This is a genomic window from Acinetobacter sp. BWR-L5 (assembly GCF_039655985.1).
Classification (GTDB): domain Bacteria; phylum Pseudomonadota; class Gammaproteobacteria; order Pseudomonadales; family Moraxellaceae; genus Acinetobacter; species Acinetobacter johnsonii.
In genome coordinates this window covers 34,050-54,642 of the sequence record NZ_JAGFEV010000008.1, presented here as the reverse complement: position 1 = coordinate 54,642, position 20,593 = coordinate 34,050, and the positions used below count along the sequence as shown (strand labels likewise).

25 protein-coding genes, 2 tRNA genes and 1 pseudogene are annotated in these 20,593 nt (G+C 43.0%); 21 read left to right on the top strand and 7 right to left on the bottom strand.

Features of this window, described 5'->3' with window-relative positions; translation table 11 throughout:
• Positions 1-13 precede the first annotated feature (13 nt).
• The 7 genes from JZ787_RS14350 to JZ787_RS14320 are packed head-to-tail and all read left to right on the top strand — an operon-like array spanning position 14 to position 5,880.
• Positions 14-1,315, top strand: coding sequence for an NAD(P)/FAD-dependent oxidoreductase (locus JZ787_RS14350; RefSeq protein ID WP_346312665.1), 1,302 nt, complete (start codon positions 14-16; stop codon positions 1,313-1,315).
• Complete coding sequence (locus JZ787_RS14345) at positions 1,305-1,862, top strand: DUF3261 domain-containing protein (RefSeq protein WP_346312664.1); 558 nt, start codon at positions 1,305-1,307, stop codon at positions 1,860-1,862. Before JZ787_RS14350 ends, JZ787_RS14345 begins: the two co-directional genes overlap by 11 nt.
• Positions 1,855-3,051 carry a beta-ketoacyl-[acyl-carrier-protein] synthase family protein gene (locus JZ787_RS14340; RefSeq protein ID WP_346312663.1) on the top strand — a complete coding sequence of 399 codons (1,197 nt, stop codon included), beginning with the start codon at positions 1,855-1,857 and terminating at the stop codon, positions 3,049-3,051. Before JZ787_RS14345 ends, JZ787_RS14340 begins: the two co-directional genes overlap by 8 nt.
• Positions 3,048-3,485 (top strand): 3-hydroxylacyl-ACP dehydratase, encoded by a 438-nt coding sequence (locus tag JZ787_RS14335; RefSeq protein WP_346312662.1) that lies wholly within the window; start codon positions 3,048-3,050, stop codon positions 3,483-3,485. The genes JZ787_RS14340 and JZ787_RS14335 overlap by 4 nt, the downstream gene beginning before the upstream one ends.
• Positions 3,482-4,207: a 3-ketoacyl-ACP reductase FabG2 gene (locus JZ787_RS14330; protein ID WP_346312661.1), complete on the top strand. Its 726-nt coding sequence runs from the start codon at positions 3,482-3,484 to the stop codon at positions 4,205-4,207. Before JZ787_RS14335 ends, JZ787_RS14330 begins: the two co-directional genes overlap by 4 nt.
• Positions 4,207-5,427: a beta-ketoacyl-ACP synthase gene (locus JZ787_RS14325; protein WP_346312660.1), complete on the top strand. Its 1,221-nt coding sequence runs from the start codon at positions 4,207-4,209 to the stop codon at positions 5,425-5,427. Before JZ787_RS14330 ends, JZ787_RS14325 begins: the two co-directional genes overlap by 1 nt.
• An 18-nt stretch (positions 5,428-5,445) precedes the next feature.
• Positions 5,446-5,880 (top strand): excinuclease, encoded by a 435-nt coding sequence (locus tag JZ787_RS14320; RefSeq protein ID WP_234950875.1) that lies wholly within the window; start codon positions 5,446-5,448, stop codon positions 5,878-5,880.
• Positions 5,881-6,119: 239 nt separating this feature from the next.
• Here JZ787_RS14320 and JZ787_RS14315 read toward each other — a convergent pair.
• Both JZ787_RS14315 and JZ787_RS14310 read right to left on the bottom strand, forming a co-directional pair.
• A tRNA-Gly gene (locus JZ787_RS14315) sits at positions 6,120-6,195 on the bottom strand.
• A 41-nt stretch (positions 6,196-6,236) separates the two neighbouring features.
• Positions 6,237-6,312 (bottom strand) — tRNA-Gly (locus JZ787_RS14310).
• Positions 6,313-6,532: 220 nt separating this feature from the next.
• On the opposite strand from JZ787_RS14310, the gene JZ787_RS14305 reads away from it, so the two are divergent.
• The 5 genes from JZ787_RS14305 to JZ787_RS14285 all read left to right on the top strand — a co-directional run bounded on the left by JZ787_RS14305 (position 6,533) and on the right by JZ787_RS14285 (position 9,383).
• A complete protein-coding gene (locus JZ787_RS14305) occupies positions 6,533-6,841 on the top strand; it encodes a BolA family protein (protein WP_184118718.1) in 309 nt (102 codons plus the stop codon).
• Between the two features lie 14 nt (positions 6,842-6,855).
• Entirely contained in the window at positions 6,856-7,248 is a 393-nt protein-coding gene (locus tag JZ787_RS14300; protein ID WP_168159529.1) for a SirB2 family protein, read from the top strand.
• 85 nt (positions 7,249-7,333) lie between these two features.
• A complete protein-coding gene (locus JZ787_RS14295) occupies positions 7,334-8,188 on the top strand; it encodes a ParA family protein (RefSeq protein ID WP_104221872.1) in 855 nt (284 codons plus the stop codon).
• Entirely contained in the window at positions 8,185-8,574 is a 390-nt protein-coding gene (locus tag JZ787_RS14290; RefSeq protein WP_168159528.1) for a hypothetical protein, read from the top strand. Before JZ787_RS14295 ends, JZ787_RS14290 begins: the two co-directional genes overlap by 4 nt.
• Positions 8,575-8,789: 215 nt before the next feature.
• Positions 8,790-9,383 carry a LysE family transporter gene (locus JZ787_RS14285; protein WP_005401909.1) on the top strand — a complete coding sequence of 198 codons (594 nt, stop codon included), beginning with the start codon at positions 8,790-8,792 and terminating at the stop codon, positions 9,381-9,383.
• Here JZ787_RS14285 and JZ787_RS14280 read toward each other — a convergent pair.
• Positions 9,380-10,024, bottom strand: a complete 645-nt coding sequence (locus tag JZ787_RS14280) for a DedA family protein (RefSeq protein ID WP_346312659.1) — start codon at positions 10,022-10,024, stop codon at positions 9,380-9,382. The genes JZ787_RS14285 and JZ787_RS14280 overlap by 4 nt on opposite strands.
• A 194-nt stretch (positions 10,025-10,218) precedes the next feature.
• Between JZ787_RS14280 and JZ787_RS14275 the strand changes: the two genes are divergently transcribed.
• The 3 genes from JZ787_RS14275 to guaA all read left to right on the top strand — a co-directional run bounded on the left by JZ787_RS14275 (position 10,219) and on the right by guaA (position 12,828).
• Positions 10,219-10,635, top strand: coding sequence for a DoxX family protein (locus tag JZ787_RS14275; RefSeq protein WP_087013888.1), 417 nt, complete (start codon positions 10,219-10,221; stop codon positions 10,633-10,635).
• Positions 10,636-10,746: 111 nt separating this feature from the next.
• Complete coding sequence (locus JZ787_RS14270) at positions 10,747-11,112, top strand: NirD/YgiW/YdeI family stress tolerance protein (protein ID WP_168159525.1); 366 nt, start codon at positions 10,747-10,749, stop codon at positions 11,110-11,112.
• A gap of 147 nt (positions 11,113-11,259) precedes the next feature.
• Positions 11,260-12,828, top strand: coding sequence for a glutamine-hydrolyzing GMP synthase (guaA, locus tag JZ787_RS14265; RefSeq protein WP_004684379.1), 1,569 nt, complete (start codon positions 11,260-11,262; stop codon positions 12,826-12,828).
• A gap of 130 nt (positions 12,829-12,958) precedes the next feature.
• Here guaA and JZ787_RS14260 read toward each other — a convergent pair whose 3' ends face one another.
• On the bottom strand, positions 12,959-13,369 hold the full coding sequence (locus tag JZ787_RS14260) for a hypothetical protein (RefSeq protein ID WP_346312658.1): 411 nt from the start codon (positions 13,367-13,369) through the stop codon (positions 12,959-12,961).
• Positions 13,370-13,427: 58 nt separating this feature from the next.
• Here JZ787_RS14260 and JZ787_RS14255 point away from each other — a divergent pair.
• From JZ787_RS14255 to JZ787_RS14235, 5 genes and pseudogenes are all read left to right on the top strand, one after another.
• A pseudogene (locus JZ787_RS14255) lies at positions 13,428-13,742 on the top strand (restriction endonuclease); the annotation flags it as partial.
• Positions 13,743-13,953: 211 nt separating this feature from the next.
• Entirely contained in the window at positions 13,954-14,901 is a 948-nt protein-coding gene (locus JZ787_RS14250; RefSeq protein ID WP_346312657.1) for a pirin family protein, read from the top strand.
• A gap of 102 nt (positions 14,902-15,003) precedes the next feature.
• Positions 15,004-15,402 (top strand): OsmC family protein, encoded by a 399-nt coding sequence (locus tag JZ787_RS14245; protein ID WP_346312656.1) that lies wholly within the window; start codon positions 15,004-15,006, stop codon positions 15,400-15,402.
• Between the two features lie 131 nt (positions 15,403-15,533).
• Positions 15,534-16,175 carry a glutathione S-transferase gene (locus JZ787_RS14240; protein WP_346312655.1) on the top strand — a complete coding sequence of 214 codons (642 nt, stop codon included), beginning with the start codon at positions 15,534-15,536 and terminating at the stop codon, positions 16,173-16,175.
• Positions 16,176-16,186: 11 nt separating this feature from the next.
• On the top strand, positions 16,187-16,789 hold the full coding sequence (locus JZ787_RS14235; protein WP_346312654.1) for an alpha/beta hydrolase: 603 nt from the start codon (positions 16,187-16,189) through the stop codon (positions 16,787-16,789).
• A gap of 30 nt (positions 16,790-16,819) precedes the next feature.
• On the opposite strand, the gene JZ787_RS14230 is transcribed toward JZ787_RS14235, so the two are convergent.
• Positions 16,820-17,422, bottom strand: coding sequence for an SPOR domain-containing protein (locus JZ787_RS14230; protein WP_125274328.1), 603 nt, complete (start codon positions 17,420-17,422; stop codon positions 16,820-16,822).
• Positions 17,423-17,641: 219 nt separating this feature from the next.
• The gene (gene argS / locus JZ787_RS14225) at positions 17,642-19,447 is read right to left on the bottom strand and encodes an arginine--tRNA ligase (protein ID WP_346312653.1); all 1,806 of its coding nucleotides are present in this window, start codon (positions 19,445-19,447) and stop codon (positions 17,642-17,644) included.
• A 177-nt stretch (positions 19,448-19,624) separates the two neighbouring features.
• On the opposite strand from argS, the gene JZ787_RS14220 reads away from it, so the two are divergent.
• Positions 19,625-19,909, top strand: a complete 285-nt coding sequence (locus JZ787_RS14220) for a DUF2798 domain-containing protein (RefSeq protein ID WP_346312652.1) — start codon at positions 19,625-19,627, stop codon at positions 19,907-19,909.
• Positions 19,910-19,917: 8 nt separating this feature from the next.
• Here JZ787_RS14220 and JZ787_RS14215 read toward each other — a convergent pair whose 3' ends face one another.
• Complete coding sequence (locus JZ787_RS14215; protein WP_346312651.1) at positions 19,918-20,517, bottom strand: hypothetical protein; 600 nt, start codon at positions 20,515-20,517, stop codon at positions 19,918-19,920.
• Between the last annotated feature and the right edge of the window lie 76 nt (positions 20,518-20,593).

Below are 20,593 nucleotides of genomic sequence, written 5' to 3'. Positions count from 1 at the left end.
AGGGTACAGTGCAATGAGCACCATGCAACAAACAGATGTTTTAATTATTGGGGCAGGACCATCAGGTAGTTCAGCCGCAGCTTTGCTACGCCAAAAAGGCTATCAGGTTACGGTGATTGAAAAGCAATATTTTCCGCGTTTTTCCATCGGCGAGTCTTTATTGCCGCAGTGTATGGTGTTTTTAGAAGAAGCGGGTTTATTGGAAACGGTGCGTGCCCATGCTGACGAATATGCCTTTCAGTTTAAAAATGGCGCGGCTTTTTTAAGAGGCACACAGCGTAGTTTTTATGATTTTACTCAAAAGTTTAGTGAAGGCCCAGGCACTACATGGCAGGTACGACGTGCCAACTTTGACCAGCTTTTGGCACAGCAAGCCGAAAGAATGGGGGCAGACATCCGTTTTGGTCATGAAGTTTTGGCGGTCGATGTGGCATCCACACAGCCGATTTTGACGGTCAAAGATGAGCAAGGCAACAACTATCAAATTCAGGGTGAATTTTTATTGGATGCCAGCGGTTTTGGGCGCATTTTGCCAAAGTTTCTTGACTTAGAAAGTCCGTCGGACTTTCCGGTGCGCCGTGCAGTCTTTACCCATATTGAAGATGGCCTATTGGATGATCCTGAGTTTGACCGTGAGAAAATCTTAATTACCGTGCATGAAAAAGACCACCGTGCATGGTATTGGTTGATTCCCTTTGCCGATGGACGCTCTTCATTTGGCATCGTGGCAGAGCAAGATTTCTTTGAAAAATATGGTTATGACGGCAGTGCGGACTATGATTTAGAAGCCTTGCAGAAGCGTATTTTGGCCGATGATGCCAGTTTGTCGCATGTACTGCGTCATGCTAAACATGATACGCCTGTGCGTACTTTGGTGGGCTACTCTGCCGATGTGAAACATTTGGCATCTGAAAACTATGCACTACTTGGCAATGCAGGGGAGTTTCTCGATCCTGTCTTTTCTTCAGGGGTAACCATTGCCTTAAAATCGTCTAGTCTAGCCGTACCTTTGGTCGAGCAAGTACTGCAAGGTCAGGCGATCGACTGGATGGAGCAATATGAAAAGCCGCTGCGTAAAGGCATTCAAGTGTTCCGTGCCTATGTCGAGTTATGGTATTCAGGTGAATTTCAGGATGTAGTGTTCTCGAACAGACAAGATGAAAAAATTCGTCGCATGATAGCTTCTTTATTGGCTGGCTATGCATGGGATACGAACAACCCCATGCACCGTAATGCCAAACAACGCTTAAGTACTTTGGCAGAATATTGCCGAGAAGAACAACCTCAGAAAGAGCCGCTGACCGATGAAACTTAAGCTGCATTTGAAAACTGTCAGTTGGGTTTTAGCCAGTGCTTTGCTCTGTAGTGCCTGTCAAAGTTGGATTCCCAAAGCGCAAGGACTCGTGACCCCAGAGTGGGTTGCGAAGAATTACCAACGCCAAGATCAAATCGAAGTGCAGTGGAAAAGCCAGAGTTTCAGCTTTTTACTGTACCAGCAACAGCGGGGACAGTCGCTTGACATGTTAGCGCTCAGCCTTACGGGGCAGCAGTTGTTTAAGCTCAGTTTTGATGGTCAAAAGGTAGACGTTGAACAACGGATTGAGCCGATGAAACTGTTGCCTTTTGATTATGTGGTGCGCGATATTCTGTATGCAACCTATCCAAATTTTGCTGCGTTACATGCGGCTCAAAATGCGGTCGTACAGAAAGCTGATACCATTTATATACAGCAGCAGCCTGTGTTGAAAATTCAGGAAAATGAGGGGGCAATTGAACTGGATAATCTGCAAGTGCCTTATCAGATGGTCATTAGTACAGTGAGCAATACTTTAGAAGATGATCAAGGCGACCATCATGACTAAAAATGTACAACCTATTTCAGCCGTTGGTATTCAGTTCAGTGCGGCGCTGTCGGCTTTGGGACACAATGCCGCTGAGCTTCAACATGCCTTAACAAGCACCGAAAATACTTTATCCCAACGAGAGGATCTGATTGCGGGGCGTAGGGTCTGGGTCGGTGCATCTGACCAAGCCTTGGTTCAAGCAGTGCCTGAAAGCTTGAGCGGTGCAGACTCACGGAATTTACGCTTTGCCCTGACGGCTTTGTCGCAGATTGAAACCGAGATTCGTGCCTATACTGCGCAGTTTCCCAAGCAGCGCCTTGCGGTGATTATCGGCACGTCAACCTCAGGCATCGCGGATAATGAGCCGGTCTTAAAAACGCAGTTTCAACAACCAACATCGCAGTCTGTACAGCACCAAAAGCAAGAAATGGGCAGTTTAGCGAAAGCCTTACAACAGTATTTGGGCTGGGAAGGGCCTGCCTATACCATTTCTACCGCTTGTTCCTCGGCAGCCAAGGCACTGGCAGTGGGGCAACGTCTGCTGAATGCAGATCTGGCTGATGCGGTCTTAGTCGGTGGAGTCGACACCCTATGCAAGCTGACCTTAAATGGATTTGATAGTTTAGAAAGCTTATCGAGCGGAATTTGTCAGCCCTGTGGTGCCAGCCGTGACGGCATCAATATTGGTGAAGCTGCAGGACTGTTTTTACTCTCCAAAGCGCCTGCAGCTGTGATGCTACTGTCGAGTGGCGAGTCAATGGATGCATGGCATATTTCAGCACCGCATCCAGAAGGACGGGGGGCTGCGGAGGCGATGCAAAAAGCTTTAGATATGGCACAGCTTCAAACCCATGATATCGGCTATTTGAATTTGCATGGCACATCCACACCGCAAAATGATGCGATGGAGATTAAGGCTGTACAGACTGTTTTCTCTGATGCAGTTGTGGCCTTGAGCAGCACCAAACATAAAACGGGGCATTGTCTGGGGGCAGCGGGTGCAATTGAAGCCTTTATTTGCCAGCAGGTTTTATTAGATCAATCATGGTTGCCGCTGCATCATGCCGGTGAATTGGACGAGGCTTTGGCTAGGCAAAACTATGTGCTTACACCGCATTTGAAGACACCCATTCGCTATGCGATGAGTAATTCTTTTGCTTTTGGCGGCAGCAATATCAGTTTAATTTTCGGGACGGCGTTGTCATGATGGACGCAGTACAGTTTATTCCACATGCGAAACCGATGGTTTTCGTGAGTCATTTGATTGAAGCCAATGATCAGTTTGCGATTGCAGAACTTCACATCACACCTGATTTGATGTTTTGTGAGCCAGAAGGCTTGCCGACATGGAGCAGTATTGAGCTGATGGCGCAGACCATTAGTGCTTATGCAGGCTATAAAGGGCAAACTCAGGGCTTGCCACCGAAAATTGGCTTTTTATTGGGAACGCGTAAAATGCAGTTGCCTTGTGCTTATTTTAGTTTGGGCACAACCGTGCGGATTCGAGTAGAACAAAGTTATCTGCACGAAGGTTTGGGGCAGTTTAATTGTGAAATTGAATATCAAGAACATCTGTTCAGCGCTATGTTGAGCGTATTTGAGCCTGAAAATATGAATGAAATCATTGGGAAATTAGTGTGAACAGAAGAATTTTAGTCACGGGTTCGAGTCGTGGAATAGGTAAAGCGATTGCTTTGGAGTTGGCAAAGGCAGGCTTTGATGTCACGGTGCATGCCCGTTCAAGACAGTCTGAGGCTGAAGTCGTGGCTCAGGAGATTCAAGCGCTTGGGCAGGCCAGCCATGTGTTGATGTTCGATGTGAATGAGCGTGAAAAGATTGCTGCCATTTTAGAGCAAGATATGGCACAGCATGGTGCTTTTTACGGTGTGGTGTTGAATGCAGGACTAACCCGTGATGGTGCTTTCCCCGCACTGACTGATGAAGACTGGGATGACGTGGTCTCGACCTCTCTGAACGGTTTTTATAATGTGCTGAAACCCTTGATGATGCCGATGATTCGCTTGAAAAAGGGCGGACGTATTGTGACCTTGTCTTCAGTGTCTGGAATCATGGGTAATCGTGGTCAGGTGAACTATAGTGCTGCCAAAGCAGGCTTGATTGGTGCGACCAAAGCATTGGCACTAGAGCTAGCAAAACGCAAAATCACGGTGAACTGTGTGGCTCCAGGCTTGATTGAAACAGAAATGGTCACCGAAGAAGTGAAAGAACATGCTTTGAAAATGATCCCGATGCAGCGCATGGGGCAGGTGGAAGAAGTCGCAAAAGCGGTGAAGTTTTTATGCAGTGATGATGCCAGTTATATCACCCGCCAAGTGATCTCCGTCAATGGAGGCCTAATCTAATGAAACGTGTTGTTGTGACAGGCATGTCTGGGATTACCTCTTTGGGGGAAACCGCAGAGCAAATTTTTGAGCAGTTTGCACAAGGCAACAGCGGTATTCGCTATATGCCTGACTGGGAAATTTATCCTGATTTACGCAGTAAATTGGCTGGTCCAGTAGAGTCATTTACTGTACCGAAGCATTTTAACCGTAAGGTGACCCGTGGCATGGGGCGTGTTGCTTTAATGTCTGCTGTATGTGCTGAAAAAGCATTGGAAGATGCAGGTTTACTACATGCTGATATCTTAAAAAGTGGCGATGCAGGCGTGGCTTTTGGTTCCTCTGCGGGCAGTGTGGATGCGGTGCGTGAGTTTGGTGCGATGTTGATTGAGCATAATATGAGTCAACTGAATGCCACGACCTACATTCGTATGATGTCGCATACCAGTGCGGTCAATATGACGGTGTATTTCGGTCTAAAAGGTTTAACGCTGCCGACCTCAAGTGCCTGTACTTCAGGTTCCATGGCCATTGGTCAAGCTTATGAAGCGATCAAATATGGCAAACAAACTGTGATGATTGCAGGTGGGGCAGAAGAGCTCAGTGCTGCCGGTTCAGCCGTGTTCGATGTGCTGTTGGCGACTAGTGTGAAAAATGATCGACCTGAGACAACGCCACGCCCGTTTGATGCAGGCCGGGATGGTTTGGTGGTCGGTGAAGGCGCAGGCTGTTTGATTTTAGAAGAATATGAACATGCCCAAGCACGCGGGGCCACCATTTATGCCGAGATCGTTGGCTATGGCAGTAATACCGATGGTCAGCATGTAACTCGACCTGATTCTGAAATGATGGGCCGTTGTATGCAGTTGGCACTGAAAGATGCACAGCTCACTGCTGCGGATATTGATTATGTCAATGCACATGGCACTTCGACCGATCAGGGGGATATTGCTGAATCACAAGCAACCGCGCGCATCTTGGGGAAAAAGCCGATCAGTTCATTAAAAAGTTATTTTGGTCATACACTCGGGGCGTGTGGAGCTATTGAGGCTTGGCTGAGTATTGAAATGATGCGACGCAATCAGTTGGTGCCGACGCTGAATTTAGATCAGATTGACAGTGCTTGTGGCGATCTGGATTATATCGTTTCAGATATGCGTTCAGCAGAAACGCAAATGGTGATGAGCAATAATTTTGCTTTTGGGGGAATTAATACCTCCCTGATTTTTAAATGTGTCTAATTAGATAAGGGTAGAACGATGTTATTCAAAAATATTTGTGCAGTCGTTGTGTTGTCTTTCGGTGCAATCGCATCGGCTCAAGCGGCTGACAAAATGTATGATTTTAAATTTCAAGAAGCAGTGAACCGTGCTGTTGCAGATGGCGTGCTAGATGGCTCAGTAAAATTTTATTTGGCAGGCACCAAGTCGGGCGGAAAGGCGATTGAAAAGGGCTTAGTGACCAATAAAAAGACCAATGGTTTTGCCAAATCTGCGGAAACTTCATGTGATCATGTACTTCGTTCAGCATTGATTCAATTCCAAAATACCGCTAAAGCCAATGGTGCAAATGCTGTGACCAATCTGGTGAGTTTTTATAAGTCGAATGAAACACGGAGTACGACGACTTACCAATGCGCGAAAGGCACTGCGATGGCGGGTGTGGCATTGAAAGGGGATTTGGTGAAGTTTTAATATGTTTGGATGCGTGAGATGAATTTCCAAATAAGAACAATCTAATTCCAAATTCATTGTATAGCAGCAATATTAGGATGGATTCTTACAACAAGGGATGCTCTATTTTTAGACATCCCTCATTGGTTCGATGTCTTAATTCAGCATTTTTTGATTGTCAGAGTTAGTATTGATAATTTGAGTAAGGTTCAGAAATACATAAAAAAGCCCCCATCTTTCGATGAGGGCTTTTTTGAATTTGGAGCGGGAAACGAGACTCGAACTCGCGACCCCAACCTTGGCAAGGTTGTGCTCTACCAACTGAGCTATTCCCGCGTATTGAGCAGTTTTTGCTAAAACTTACACTGAAAAAAATTTGGAGCGGGAAACGAGACTCGAACTCGCGACCCCAACCTTGGCAAGGTTGTGCTCTACCAACTGAGCTATTCCCGCATAGCGCTGTATGATACAGCAAGCAAGTTCAGGGTCAATAGCTTTATGAAAAAGCTGAGTTTAATTGCATAAAATAAAGCCAGTTTTAGACTGCGTATTGAGCTTTTTTAACTTTTGTTCACGAAACGTTGTGCCTCATGTTAGTGAAAAGAGTTTTACGCATTCAACATCTCGAAGGAACAGGTATACTCTGAACGAATCATTATTTTTGGAGACAGGTATGAGCTTGGAGCAGCAATTGATTGAACGCTTACAACAGCTTTCCCCATCATATTTAGAAGTTGTGAATGAATCTTCTGGTCATGGCGGTTATTTTCCAGGGAAAGAGTCACATTTTAAAGTAATCGTGGTGAGTGATATTTTTGAGGGATTACGTTTAGTTCAGCGCCATCAAAAAATTTATGCGGTAGCAGGAGACTTACTCAGTCCAGGTAAAATTCATGCTTTAGCTATTCATGCCTTTCTACCTGAAGAATGGCAAGGACAAGACACTTCTAGTCCAAATTGCGCACATGCCCCGAAAAGCTAAGCAGAGATTCAGTTATGGAAACACAATTATTGATTAAGATCGTGCATATGAGTGCGGTCAGCTTGGCATGTGTCGTGATTTTGGCGCGTGCCATGACGCTATTTAAAGGCGTTCAAGGCAATCAGCCCAATCCAGCGGGTCGAACAGCTTTTGTAGCCCTTCAGCACTTAAGTATGCTGGTGATTGTACTGACTGGAATTGCACTTTTGGTCATGAAAAACTTTGATGTGCAAACATGGTTTTATGCCAAAGTGGTTTTATTTTTAGTGATCTTGTCCTCTTTGTCGAAAGCTTATAAAAAAGAAGACAGCATTTTACTTGCACAGCGTCGAGCGGGCTTATTCTTGGCGGTGGTTGCGATGATATCCATTTTAGGTTTAGTTATGATTAAACCAAACTTTGGCTAATTGTTAGACATAATTATCGGCACAGCGATTGTTCTGCGCTACACTGCTATCTATAGCGGAAAAATAACAAGAGGGAGGGGATTTCATGCATACACGTGTGGTATTTAATCAAAAAGGTGGTGTCGGCAAATCCAGTATTGCAGTGAATTTGGCAGCAATAAGTGCACATCAAGGTTTAAAAACCTTACTGATTGATCTCGATCCGCAAGCGAATTCGAGTCAGTATGTGCTGGGCGATGACGCAACGTATTCGGCAGACAAGCCAGCTTTAGAACCCAATATTGAAAACTATTTTGAAGAAGTGCTTGGAACGGCTCAAAATAAAAGTCTATTGGGCAGTGCCATTGGTTCGATCCTCAAAGGACGAGCTAAAGGCTTAGAAAGTTATGTACACCAATCCCCTTTTAAAAATTTGGATGTGATTCCAGCCAGCCCAAGCCTGGGAGCATTGGCTTATGCGTTAGAGTCAAAACATAAAATTTATAAACTGCGCGATGCGTTACAACAGCTTGCTGGAAAATATGATCGTGTTTATATCGATACACCGCCAGCCTTTAACTTCTTTACTTTGTCGGCGTTGATTGCAGCCAATAAAGTCCTGATTCCGTTTGATTGTGATGTCTTTTCTAAACGCGCACTGCAAACTTTGATCGAAAATGTGCTCGAAACTCAAGATGATCATAATGATCATTTGGAAATTGAAGGCATTGTGGTGAATCAGTTCCAAGCGCAGGCCAAACTGCCGCGTGAAGTGGTGCAACAGCTGAAGGATGAAGGTCTTCCTGTACTAGAAAGTATGTTGCCCCCATCGGTGTTGATGAAAGAATCGCACCACAAAAATTTACCCTTAATTCATTTAGCACACGATCATAAATTGACGCAGGCCTATCAATCATTGTTCAATGAGATTGAGAATAATAAACTGCGAGATTCAGCATGAAAAATATCACAATTGCTTTTTTAGTGGGCAGTACGCTGTTATTGAGCGCCTGTGCCACAACGGTTAAACCAACTTATGTCTCTCCTACACAGTATCAAGCTTTGAACTGCCAACAGTTACAAGCGGAATATAATAGGATTCAGCAACATTTAGATGAAGGTGTACCCACTGCGAAACGCACTGGTATGGGAGTCGATGTAGGGCTGGGCGGTGGTTGGAGTCATGGTGGTGGTTGGGGCTTTGGTCCAAGCGTTTCACTCAATATGGGACAATCATCGAACACCAAAAAAACTGAAATTTCACGACTTTTGGGTCAGCAAGAGGCGATTGTACAAGCTGCAAAATTCAAAGGCTGTGCGATTACTGTGCAAAATAAGACGAATTAATGCCGCATTTATTCATTCTGCTGAAGGGTTCAACCTTTCAGCAGTCATTAAAATCTTAGCAAAATGTTTCGAAAATAATTTCAATAAAACAATGGACTATCGTTTTAATACGCACTTTTTTACCTCATGGGTTCTGTGTTTTTTCCCGCTTTGACTTGAGGAAACCGCTCTTTTTCGGCTAAATTGCGCATCTTTAATGCTGTTGTTGGATGTCTATGATTGAGAGTTGGCTGTTTGTATTGGCAATGATTGCTGTCTTGATGATTCCGGGACCAACCAATGCTTTACTCGCAAGCTCTGCACATCAGCAAGGTCTGGCGAAGACCAGCTTACTTGTACCCGCAGAACTGTTTGGGTATTTCTATGCCATCAATTTATGGGCACTCCTGATTCATCTCAGTACACCGACTTGGCCTTATCTGATAGACCTTTTACATGCACTGAGCGCAGTCTATGTGTTCTGGTTGGCTTTTCATTTGTGGAAAAGCTCGCACTTAGAAAAACATAATCAACGTTTTACCTCGATTCGACCTAAACAATTATTTTTTTCTACTTTGAAAAATCCGAAAGCGGTCTTATTTGCTGCGGGTATTTTTCCCTATGAAGCTTGGGATAATCCCACCAATTTCTTTTTGGTGTTTGCGGTGTTTAGTCTGGTGTTATTGCCAACGGCACTGTTCTGGATGTCTTTTGGCCGTGCCATTTTATCGGGCGAGTCCAAGCAAATAAAAGCCGATCTCTTATATAAAGGATCGGCCATGTTGTTGGTGGTGTGTATGTTTCCCGTGATTCTACGCTTTTTTGCTTAAGCTTCAGTGGTTGATTTTTTCTTTAATTTGGCACGAATAAAACCAATGATCCCCGGCAAGACACTAATAATAATAATGCCGAAAATCAGATGCGTGAAATTGTCTTTGACCACAGGCACATTACCAAAAATATAGCCTAAAGTAATGAATGAACCAATCCAGCAGAATGCGCCAATTAGGTTATAAGACAGGAAAAATTTGTAATCCATTTTTCCTGTACCTGCTACAAAAGGTGCAAAAGTCCGCGCAAAAGGAATAAAACGCGCAAAAATAATAGTTTTACCCCCATGTTTTTCAAAGAATTTTTGTGTATTAATTAGGTGCTGTTTATTGATGAAACGGGATTCGATTTCAAAAACGCGCGGTCCAATATAACGACCAATGTGATAATTCAGCGTATCGCCCAGTACGGCCGCGATAAAAAGTAAAACACCAAGGAACCACGGATTCATTGCACCTGTGGATGCTGCTAAGGCACCTGCGGCAAACAATAAACTGTCGCCGGGTAGGAACGGCATGACCACCAAACCTGTTTCCACAAAGATGATGAGAAACAAAATTGCATAAATCCAAACCCCATAGTTGGTGATAAACTCAAGCAGATGGTCATCGACATGTAATATAAAATCAATCAGTTCCATGGGGCACAAATAAGCAAAAGAGTGCGGAAATCCTAGCAGTCTCGTTATCAGAAGTCAGTATTAAAACGTAAATAAATTTAGCTACTGGTGTTCTTATTTTGAAACGATGCGTGATGAAAATGCATATTTATTCTAAAAATAGAGAACATTAAGATAGCTACAACTTCAAATAAAACGTATTTAAAGGTGTAAAAATGTTTAATCCAAATGTTGTGGTCAAAAATATTGTCAATCAACCCAATACCGATGCAGTTTTAGCTTTAATTGCCCGTGTACTGATGGCTTATATTTTCCTTGTTGCAGGTTGGGGAAAAATTTCAGCTTATAGCGCAACTGTAGGGTATATGGAGTCTATGGGTGTTCCCGGAGCGCTATTACCTTTAACCATTTTAGTTGAGTTTGGTGGTGGCTTAGCGCTGTTATTTGGTTTTCAAGCCCGCTTTGCTGCGTTTGGCTTAGGTCTATTTAGTATGATTACTGCATTTATTTTTCACGATGGCGCGCAAGACAGCATTAACTTTATGAAAAACTTTGCAATGGCGGGTGGTTTATTTTTTCTAATGCTGCATGGTGCAGGAAAAATGAGTCTAGATCATCTGATTGAAAAATAATTCAAAATGAAAAGCAGCATTCACGATGCTGCTTTTTTATTTACAAAAAAGTACGGTGTGGACGTCCATTTTTTGTTTTGATCAAGATCAATAAAACATGAGGAAAATAAGATGAAAAATCTTTTTAAAATAGGGTTATGTATTACAAGTTTAAGTCTTGCCGCAGGTGCATGGGCCAAGGATGACCATATCATTTTACAAGCAGCAGCAAAGAATCATGTCTCTGTGTCAGCCATTTCAAAGCTCAAAGATGAAACGGCGGTCACTTTAAAAGGGACACTGCTGAAACATCTCAATGAAGACCACTACGAGTTTAGCGATGGTACAGGAGTTATTTTGCTGGATATTGATGACGATTTATGGAAAGCATCCAATATTAAAGCAGGCGATAAGGTGCAGGTTGTGGGCGAGGTGGATACACATCGTTATAAACCGACCGATATTGAAGTCGTTAAAATAGAAAAAGTTTTGAAATAAACATCAGGCACGCGAAAGCGTGCTTTTTGATATAAAAACCATTGGGTTTTAAGCGTTGTATAAAGCTTGTCCGAATTATGTGCGTTATGCGCGGAAAAATGCTAGAATACGGCGCTTATATTCGTTTGCCTTTCATAGTTGTTTGTCATGACTACCAATACTCAAATTACTGAAGATCGTATCCTTATTTTGGATTTCGGTTCTCAATATAGCCAGCTTATTGCACGCCGCGTACGTGAAGCTGGTGTATATTCTGAAATGTATGCCTATGACATGTCTGAAGAAGACATTCGTGCATTTAATCCAAACGGTATCATCTTATCAGGTGGTCCTGAGAGCGTACACGAAGAAGGCAGCCCACGTGCGCCAGAAGTTGTGTTCAACTTAGGTGTACCAGTTTTGGGTATTTGCTATGGCTTACAAACCATGTCTGCACAGCTTGGCGGTAAAGTTGAGCCGGGTACTGTACATGAATTCGGTTATGCCGAAGTAAACATCCAAGTTCGTGACAAGTTGATTGGTGATCTTGAAGACACCAAAGACCAACTTAAAGTTTGGATGAGCCATGGCGATAAAGTGACAGCGATTCCTGAAGGTTTCCAAATCACTGCAAGCACACCAAGCTGTCCAGTTGCGATGGTTTCTGATGAAACTCGTCGTTTCTACGGTATTCAGTTCCACCCAGAAGTAACGCACACTGCAAAAGGTGCAGAGTTATTATCTAACTTTGTACACAGCATTTGTGGCTGCCGTAGCCTGTGGAACTCTGAAAACATCATCGACCTACGCGTTGAACAATTACGTCAACAAATTGGCGATCAAAAAGTTCTTTTAGGTCTGTCTGGTGGAGTTGATTCATCAGTGGTTGCTGCGCTTTTACACCGTGCGATTGGCGATCAATTGACTTGTGTATTCGTTGACAACGGCCTACTTCGTTTGAACGAAGGCGAGCAAGTGATGGACATGTTTGCAAAAAACATGGGTATCCGAGTGATTCGTGCCGATGCGGAAGAGCGTTTCTTGACTGCACTTGCTGGTGAAGTTGATCCTGAGAAAAAACGTAAAATCATTGGTCGTGAGTTCATCGAAGTTTTTGCTGAAGAAGCGCGTAAGCTTGATGGCGTAAACTTCCTTGCTCAAGGTACGATTTACCCAGATGTGATCGAATCTGCTGCAACTAAAAATGGTAAAGCGCATGTGATTAAATCACACCATAATGTGGGCGGTTTACCAGATGATTTGGCTTTTGAATTGGTTGAGCCAATCCGTGATTTGTTTAAAGATGAAGTGCGTCGTTTAGGTACAACTTTAGGTTTACCGTTTGAAATGCTATATCGTCATCCATTCCCAGGTCCAGGTTTGGGCGTGCGTATTTTGGGTGAAGTGAAGAAAGAATATGCAGACATTTTACGTCTTGCAGATGACATCTTTATGCAAGAGCTTCGTGCAAGTGGTTGGTATGATAAAACTGCGCAAGCCTTTGCTGTATTCCAACCAGTGAAATCTGTTGGCGTCGTAGGTGATGGTCGTCGTTATGCATGGGTGATTGCACTTCGTGCCGTTGAAACGGTTGACTTTATGACAGCACGCTTCGCACATCTTCCTTATGATCTTGTAGATAAAATCTCTACACGCATCATGAACGAAATTAAAGATGTTTCTCGTGTTGTTTATGACGTATCGTCTAAGCCACCAGCAACGATTGAATGGGAGTAAAACTGGGGTTTCAAGCAGCAACGCTGCTTGCCAGTTTTACGCCAAGCGCTATGCTCGCGGCAGTTGACGAAAATTACTTTTTGAAAAAGGACGCTTAGGCGTCCTTTTTTTATTTAAAAGCGTCAGAAATTTAATGAACGAAGAAGTAAGGTTCTAAGAGACTAAAGAGCTTCTTATTTAATGTTGCTGAGTGATATTTACCATTTTCTACCCATGATGCACTTTCAAGCCAATTAGTACTCTCTTGCACAATTTTTACTAAAGTATCATGGTCAATTAGACACCACCCTTTATCAATTGGAAAAGCTATATGTAAGTTTTTATTTATATACTTTTTATCAATCGTAATGCGGCTTTTTAGCTGGATTCGTAAGGTGTCTTTCCCGTTTAAATGATATGCAAGAAAATCGGCGCCATTCCAATCATCTGATAACTTTATACAATTGAATCCGTAGTCTGCTAAATATGCCGAGATTTTCTGGAAATTATAAATTTCTTTTTGCTTAGGGGGGAATTCCGAATAGATAATTTTATTAAACATTAAGGAAAGAATATGGTTATAAGTTATTAAATTATATTTCTTTTTTTCTGGTTTTTAAATGCTCAGCGAAGACCGTTTAGGTTTAGACAAAATTTATATTCAGGCTAAACGCTGGGAAAATACAGTGGGTCGGCCTGAGATACAGCAATTTAAAGGCGCACTGGCAGATCAAGTAGCTAAGAAAGGTATCTTTATTACAACTTCCAATTTTAGTAAAGAGGCGATGGAGTCGGCTAAAAAATCAGGCATTGTTTTAATTGATGGTAATAAATTAACAGCTCTCATGATTGAATTTGGTTTAGGTGTTCAAGTGGAGCGTAGTTTTCATATCTATAAAATTGATCAAGATCGTTTTGATGAAGAAAACTTCTGATTTTTCCTAAGTCATTGCTTTCCATCGCCTCTAAAACACACCTTATAAAGATGTAACAATATTTTTACATCCATGCATTGCCTTGTAGTTAAGTTTTGAAAACACAAGATATTGTCCCAAGTTTAAGAATCAGCATTCTATTTTTAGGGATGTGCAGTTGGGAATCTGCTTGTTATGATCTAGGACATATAGATCTGTAATGAGTAAGCACATGACGAATAATAACTATACTGAACTTTCACATTCGGATGACTGTGAAAAATACGTAAATCAATTCATTCAAGAGTTTCCACTGAGAAGTGCTGAAATCGGCCAAGGGACGGTCATCAAACGCGCGCTGCCAAGTCGCCATAAACGAATGATTGGTGCATGGTGTTTCTTAGATCACGCGGGCCCTGTAACCTTTCCTCAAGGGGACGGTTTAGATGTTGGCCCACATCCACATATCGGTTTGCAAACCTTTACATGGATGATTGAAGGCACCATGATGCATACCGACAGTTTGGGCAGCAAACAGTTGATTCGTCCAAAACAGGTCAACCTAATGACCGCAGGACACGGGATTTCCCATACGGAAGTCGCACCAGATACAGAAACTAAAATGCATGCGGCACAATTGTGGATTGCATTACCCGATGCAAAAATTGCTGTTGAACCACGTTTCGATCATTATCCAGAACTGCCAGTGGTGGAAAAAGATGGGGTGGAATTTACCGTTTTGGTCGGAGAGTTTTTAAATACGACCTCACCTGTGAGTGTTTATACCGAGCTGTTAGGAGTGGACTTAAGCGCAACAGAAAGCACCAAAATCCGTTTAACACTCAATCCAAACTTTGAATATGGCTTTATGGCTTTAGAAGGAACGGCCACGGTTAATGGGCACGAACTGACAGAAGACAATATGGTGGTACTCGAGCAGGGTGTAAGTGCGATTGAAATTGAAATCCATGCTGGCAGCCGCTTGTTACTGTTAGGTGGTGAGCCATTTGAAAGTCCAATTTTACTGTGGTGGAACTTTGTTGGTCGTACTCAAGAAGAATTGAAAATTGCGCGTGATCAGTGGATTGCACAAGATGAACGTTTTGGTTCCATTCCTGACTATGAAGGTCCACGTTTGGAAGCTCCAGCATTTCCAGACCAAATGCGTGCTTCAAAATAAATTGAATACTGCGACAAGTCGTTTAACAACAGAATAGGTGGACAGTTTCAATACTTGAAACCTATTCAAAATAATATCAATGAAAAATAGGATAATAAAAAAATGGCAATAATTGCGAATGCAGAAGTCAAAACATGCGTCGAAGCATGGTCTGGTGAAGTAAGCAGTGGACAACACCAATTTATTACCGATAAACCAGCGTCTTTTGGCGGTCAAGATAAAGGCCCAGCACCTTATGACTTTATTTGTACAGGTTTGATTTCCTGCACCATGATTACCCTACGTATGTATGCGCAGCACAAAGGTATTGAGTGGGGGGCTTTTAGTGTCGAAGCAGATTTTAATGCCAATAAAGAAGGTCGAGAATGGATCAGCCGTCGTTTGTCGTTTGAGCAAACATTGACAGAAGAAGTACGCCAAAAAATCTTAGACATCTGTCAAAAAACACCAGTCACTAAAACTTTATTACGTTCCGTCGAGATTGAAACCTCACTTGTTTAACTCGCTTGCCGGTTTTTTATAGGCGGTAAAGGATTTTGTGCGACTGGATATTCATGTGTATCGACAGGTGCAAAATCCAAATTTTAGCGTAAAGTGAGTGCTAGATTTCAATTAAAACAAAAGGCAAAACAATGATCACCCTGCACCATTTGGAACATTCACGCTCTTTACGCATTTTATGGGCTTTGGAAGAGTTAGGGCTTGAGTATGAGGTGAAGTTTTATAAACGCCTACCGACCTATGCTGCGCCACCTGAGTTAAAAAACATTCATCCCTTAGGTAAAGCACCCGTTTTGACTGATGGTGATTTGGTCATAGCAGAATCTGCGGTGATTTTAGAATACCTACAAGCCACCTACGATACGGAGCACAAGTTTAAACCGCAAAATCCAAAGGATTTAATGCAATACAACTACTGGATGCATTATGCCGAAGGCTCGTTGATGCCATATTTGGTCATGACCTTGGTGATGAGTAATGTACCCAAGCATGTTCCCTTTCTAATTAAACCGCTTGCCAATAAAATTTGTGATGGGGTGAAAGGTGGCTTTATTAATCCACGCTTGAAAGAGCACAGTGCATATTTGGAAAATTATTTGTCTCAACATGACTATTTTGCAGGTGATTTTTCCTTTGCCGATATTCAAATGAGCTTTCCTGTGGTGGCAATGAAAGAGCGGGTAAAAGCCCATAATCCTCAAATGGTTGCTTATGTACAGCGCATTCAGCAGCGGCCAGCATTTAAAAAAGCCAAAGAACTCAGTGGATTCTAGTAGGGGTTAGTTTGAACCTGATTTTTTTGCCCGGTGCGTCGGGCAATACGGCATTTTGGCAACCTGTTATCCAGCGCCTTCCACAGGACAATTCAAGCATGGTCGTCGCTTATCCGAGCTTTGGTGGTTATGCTGATGATGTGGATGTGCAGAGTTTTGAGAGCTTACAAGACGATGTATTGAATCAAATCCAACAGCCTTCTGTGGTCGTTGCACAATCGATGGGTGGCATTTTTGCAGTACAAGCTGCCTTACAAAAGCCTGAGCAGGTGCAGGCTTTGGTACTCGTGGCAACCTCAGATGGCATTGATTTAAGTTTTTTTCAGGTGGCGGATTGGAGAGAGGATTATCAACAGAGCTTTACGGTTCCTGATTGGTTTGTTCAGCATCAGTCTGATTTGACAGACAGTCTGGAGCGTATCCAGTGTCCAGTTTTGTTGATTTGGGGCGATGTAGATCCGATTAGTCCTGTTGCGGTGGGGCAGGCCTTACACCGTCAAATACCACATGCAGAATTGCACATCGTGTCACAGGGACAACATGATTTGGCTTATGTGCATGCAGAGCATGTTGCGCAATTGATTCAAAATTTTCTCACCAAACTCAGAGTATAAAAAAGGATGCCTCGGCATCCTTTTTTTGTTTTAGCGTTTGACCACAATTGAGTCAATGCCACTATGTTGTAGGGTTTGTTGCGCAATCACTGCGGCTTCTTGCGAGTCATATGGCCCTGAAATCACGCGATACCATGTTTGGCCGCCTTCAACGGTTTTGACTACATCGGCAGAGAGGCCATTTAAGATAATTTCTGCACGACGTGCATCGGCACTGTCTGGGTCAGGGTAACTGCGGACTTGCAATATAAAACTTGGTGCTTGTGGTACTGGCGCTGTTTCGGTTAAACCCGGTTCAGTAGGGGTACTTTCTTCGGCAGCAGGTGCTTCAACAATCACCACGGTGCTTGGATTATCTTTAGTTTCAGGAATGGCTTGATCAGGAATCGGCGTCACTTGCTGCTGTGGCAGTAGGTCATAGAAACGGTAGTCTTTATTGGTTTCTTCTTGATAATGTTCCGAAGTGATTTGCCCTTTCGGCTTCACTGGTGCCCAAGGTTTCCACAGTAACAGTGCTACAGCAAAACAGAGCACGATTAAAATGACCACAAGTGTACCGAGCCAAGCTGGAATCAGTGGCTTTTTGGGTTTGTTCGGTCTTTCAGATACACCGCGCTGCGTTTTTCCAAACACGTGGAAACCTCTTTTCTTCTAATCAATATGAGGGACTGGCCCATTCTTTTCTTTATTTTAGTACTTGGCCTCAAGGAATTAAAAGAGGCGTCGTCGTAAAATAAAGAATCGCTTTGCAAAATTCAAGTTTCACAAAGCGAGAAATACATTAGGGTTGATATGGCTACTTTAAGCTTAGCTTTCAATCTTGCGACGATGTGTAAAGCGTTGCTTTGCTATTTACATCGTCTCAGGTGCAGACACACCTAGTAACTCTAAACCATTACGCAAAACTTGTTGTACGTTTATTGAAAGTAATAAACGGGCTTGCGAAAGGGCAACATTTTGTTCGTCGATAATTCTTGTATTATCCAAGTTATACCAACCATGGAATAACGCTGCGAGTTCTTTCAAATAGTTACCCACTTGGTGTGGTTCATAGCTATTTGCAGCACGAAGCACAATTTCAGGATAGGCCGCAAGTTTGGCAAGAATTTCAGTTTCAGCATCAAGAGTTAATAAGGTCGCATCGTAATCAGCTGCTTTGCTACGATCAAAACTAATGCCTTTTTCAGGTGCTTTCACATCGACCATACGATTGACACGTGCATGCGCATACTGGATGTAGTACACCGCATTGTCTTTGCTTTGTGAAACTGCAAGGTCTAAGTCAAAGTCAATGTGTTGCTCAGACTTACGCATCACGTAGTAGAAACGCGCAGCGTCGTTGCCCACTTCTTTACGCAGGTCGCGTAAAGTCACGAACTGACCAGAACGAGATGACATTTGTACCATCTCACCACCACGCCATAGGCTGACGAACTGAACCAATAGAACGGTGAGTTTTTTCGAGTCATAACCCAAGGCATCAATTGCGGCTTTGACCCGTGAAATATAGCCATGGTGGTCTGAGCCCCAGATATCAATGATATCGGTATAGCCACGTTGTAATTTGTTCAGGTGATAAGCAATGTCAGAAGCAAAGTAAGTGGTTTGTCCATTACGGCGCTTCACAACACGGTCTTTTTCATCGCCAAACTCAGTCGATTTGAACCAAATGTTGCCGTCTTTTTCGTATAAGAAACCACGTTGTTCTAAAGTTTCTAAAGCTTCATCAATTTTGTCTGTCAATGAAGCTTCGCTGAACCATTGGTTAAAGGTGACACCAAACTCGCCCAAGTCATCTTTGATGTCATCTAAGATCGCATTCAGCGCTGCTTGGTGGAATACGCGGTAAGCTTCACCGATTAAGCTTTGTGAATTATGGATTAAACCATCAATGTGCTTTTCTTTGTCGCCTGAAAGGACAACTTTATTGCCTTCAGCATCGAGTTCTTCTGCATATTGCACATCTTCAGGAACATCTTTATACACATCTGCTACAGGGCGAACGTAAGCATCGCCATCAGCATCGATAATGCTTTGAGCGATTTCTTTAACATAATCGCCTTGATAGGCATTTTTAGGGAAAACCAGTTCTTGGCCTGTTAATTCGAGGTAGCGTAAATAGGTGGATGTTGCAAGGATGTCCATTTGACGACCTGCATCATTCACATAATATTCACGGTCTACTGTTGCACCTGTTGCCTCAAGCAAGGTTGCAACGGTCATCCCATAGGCTGCGCCACGACCATGACCAACGTGCAAGCTAGACGTTGGGTTGGCAGAAACGAATTCCACTTGGATTTTTTTCGCAGCATTGGCTTGAGTGCGACCAAATTGCTTGCCTTGCGCTTGAATTTGATCAAGTACAGCAAAACGTTGGTCAGCATTTAAAAAGAAGTTAATAAAGCCAGGGCCTGCGATTTCTGCTTTGCTGATGTCCGCCACTTCAGGCAGTGCAGCAAGAATTTTTTCGGCTAAATCACGTGGCTTCATACCCGCAGCTTTAGAGGCAATCATCGCGATATTGGACGCGAAGTCACCATGGCTTCGGTCTTTGGTACGCGTCAAAGTACTGCTGTTGTTCCAGTCTGCTGGAAGGATACCTTCAGCTTGAAGGTTTTGTACTGCGTGCTCGAGAGCTGCTTGGATTGCCGTGTTCATATTCAGTCGAAAATTTAATGTCGCAGAAAAACGCTAAATATAGCAAATTTCCGCGTCTTTAGGTGAATCCATTTTTATAGAGTAAAAAATGTTCACTAACTGCTAACGATTGCGCTGCAATAAACATGAAAAGCGCAGTATGATGAAAACCAAAACGCATACTTTTAAGGATAAAACGTGTCTGAACAGCGACAGATGATCATTGGCAATATTCCCAAGTTACCAGCAAAATATGCCATGTTTATTTTGCCGTTTTTTATCTCATTTTTTATGAGTGGCATTATCTCGATGATCAATCTTTGGCGCAATTTGGGCTGGGTGGACAATTTCCTACAGGTTTGGCTGTCCGCATGGATGATGTCTTGGGTGGTGGCCTATCCTGTCGTGCTCATTGTACTGCCGATTGTGCGCCGTTTGACTGGTGTATTTGTCGATATGTCACATTTGAACCCACCCAAATAAGCCCCATTTTAGCTATTTTCACGGCATGAAACAGGTTTGCTCAGGAGTTCCGCATTTTGGTTTTGAAAACGATACAGTTTGCCTGCGTGAAAGAGCTTAATCACTTGGGCACTGGCAAGCTGTTGTTGAAAACGACTCAGGGTTTGGCGTTGAAATGGATCAAAGGGATTGCCGTAGTTTTTGTTGTCGAGTAAAAACTGAATCTGTCCTGCTTCTTTAGCATAGCCGTATAAGATACGTTTGCCTTGCGCATCTTGAAGCTCAAACGTAGGCGGATGACTGCTGATTTTACAATTCAGACGCAGTGAGAGCACAAAGCCTTCGGTCGATTTGTTTTGTAGCTGATAAATCCCTTGTTTTTCATTCTCCAAATAGACCCATTGGTTCAAGGGTAAATTTGCACTGAGTTGCTCATATTGCTCGATGGTGGCTTTACTGATATCGACAATGCCTTTGGGATCGATTTCAGGTAATTTTTCTTTATGACTAAATACCCCTGTAATTTTATCACTCAGCGTATTTTGCGTTGTAGAAATGGATTGGCATGCTGTAATTTGTGTGAGGCAAAGACATGTAAGGCTTAACAACATCAGTTTTTTGATGATCATTTTTCATATAAAGAAGAAATAAAAGAGCTAGCTTAGCTTGAGCTTTATTCAAGTTCAAATTTTATCCATGCGCTAT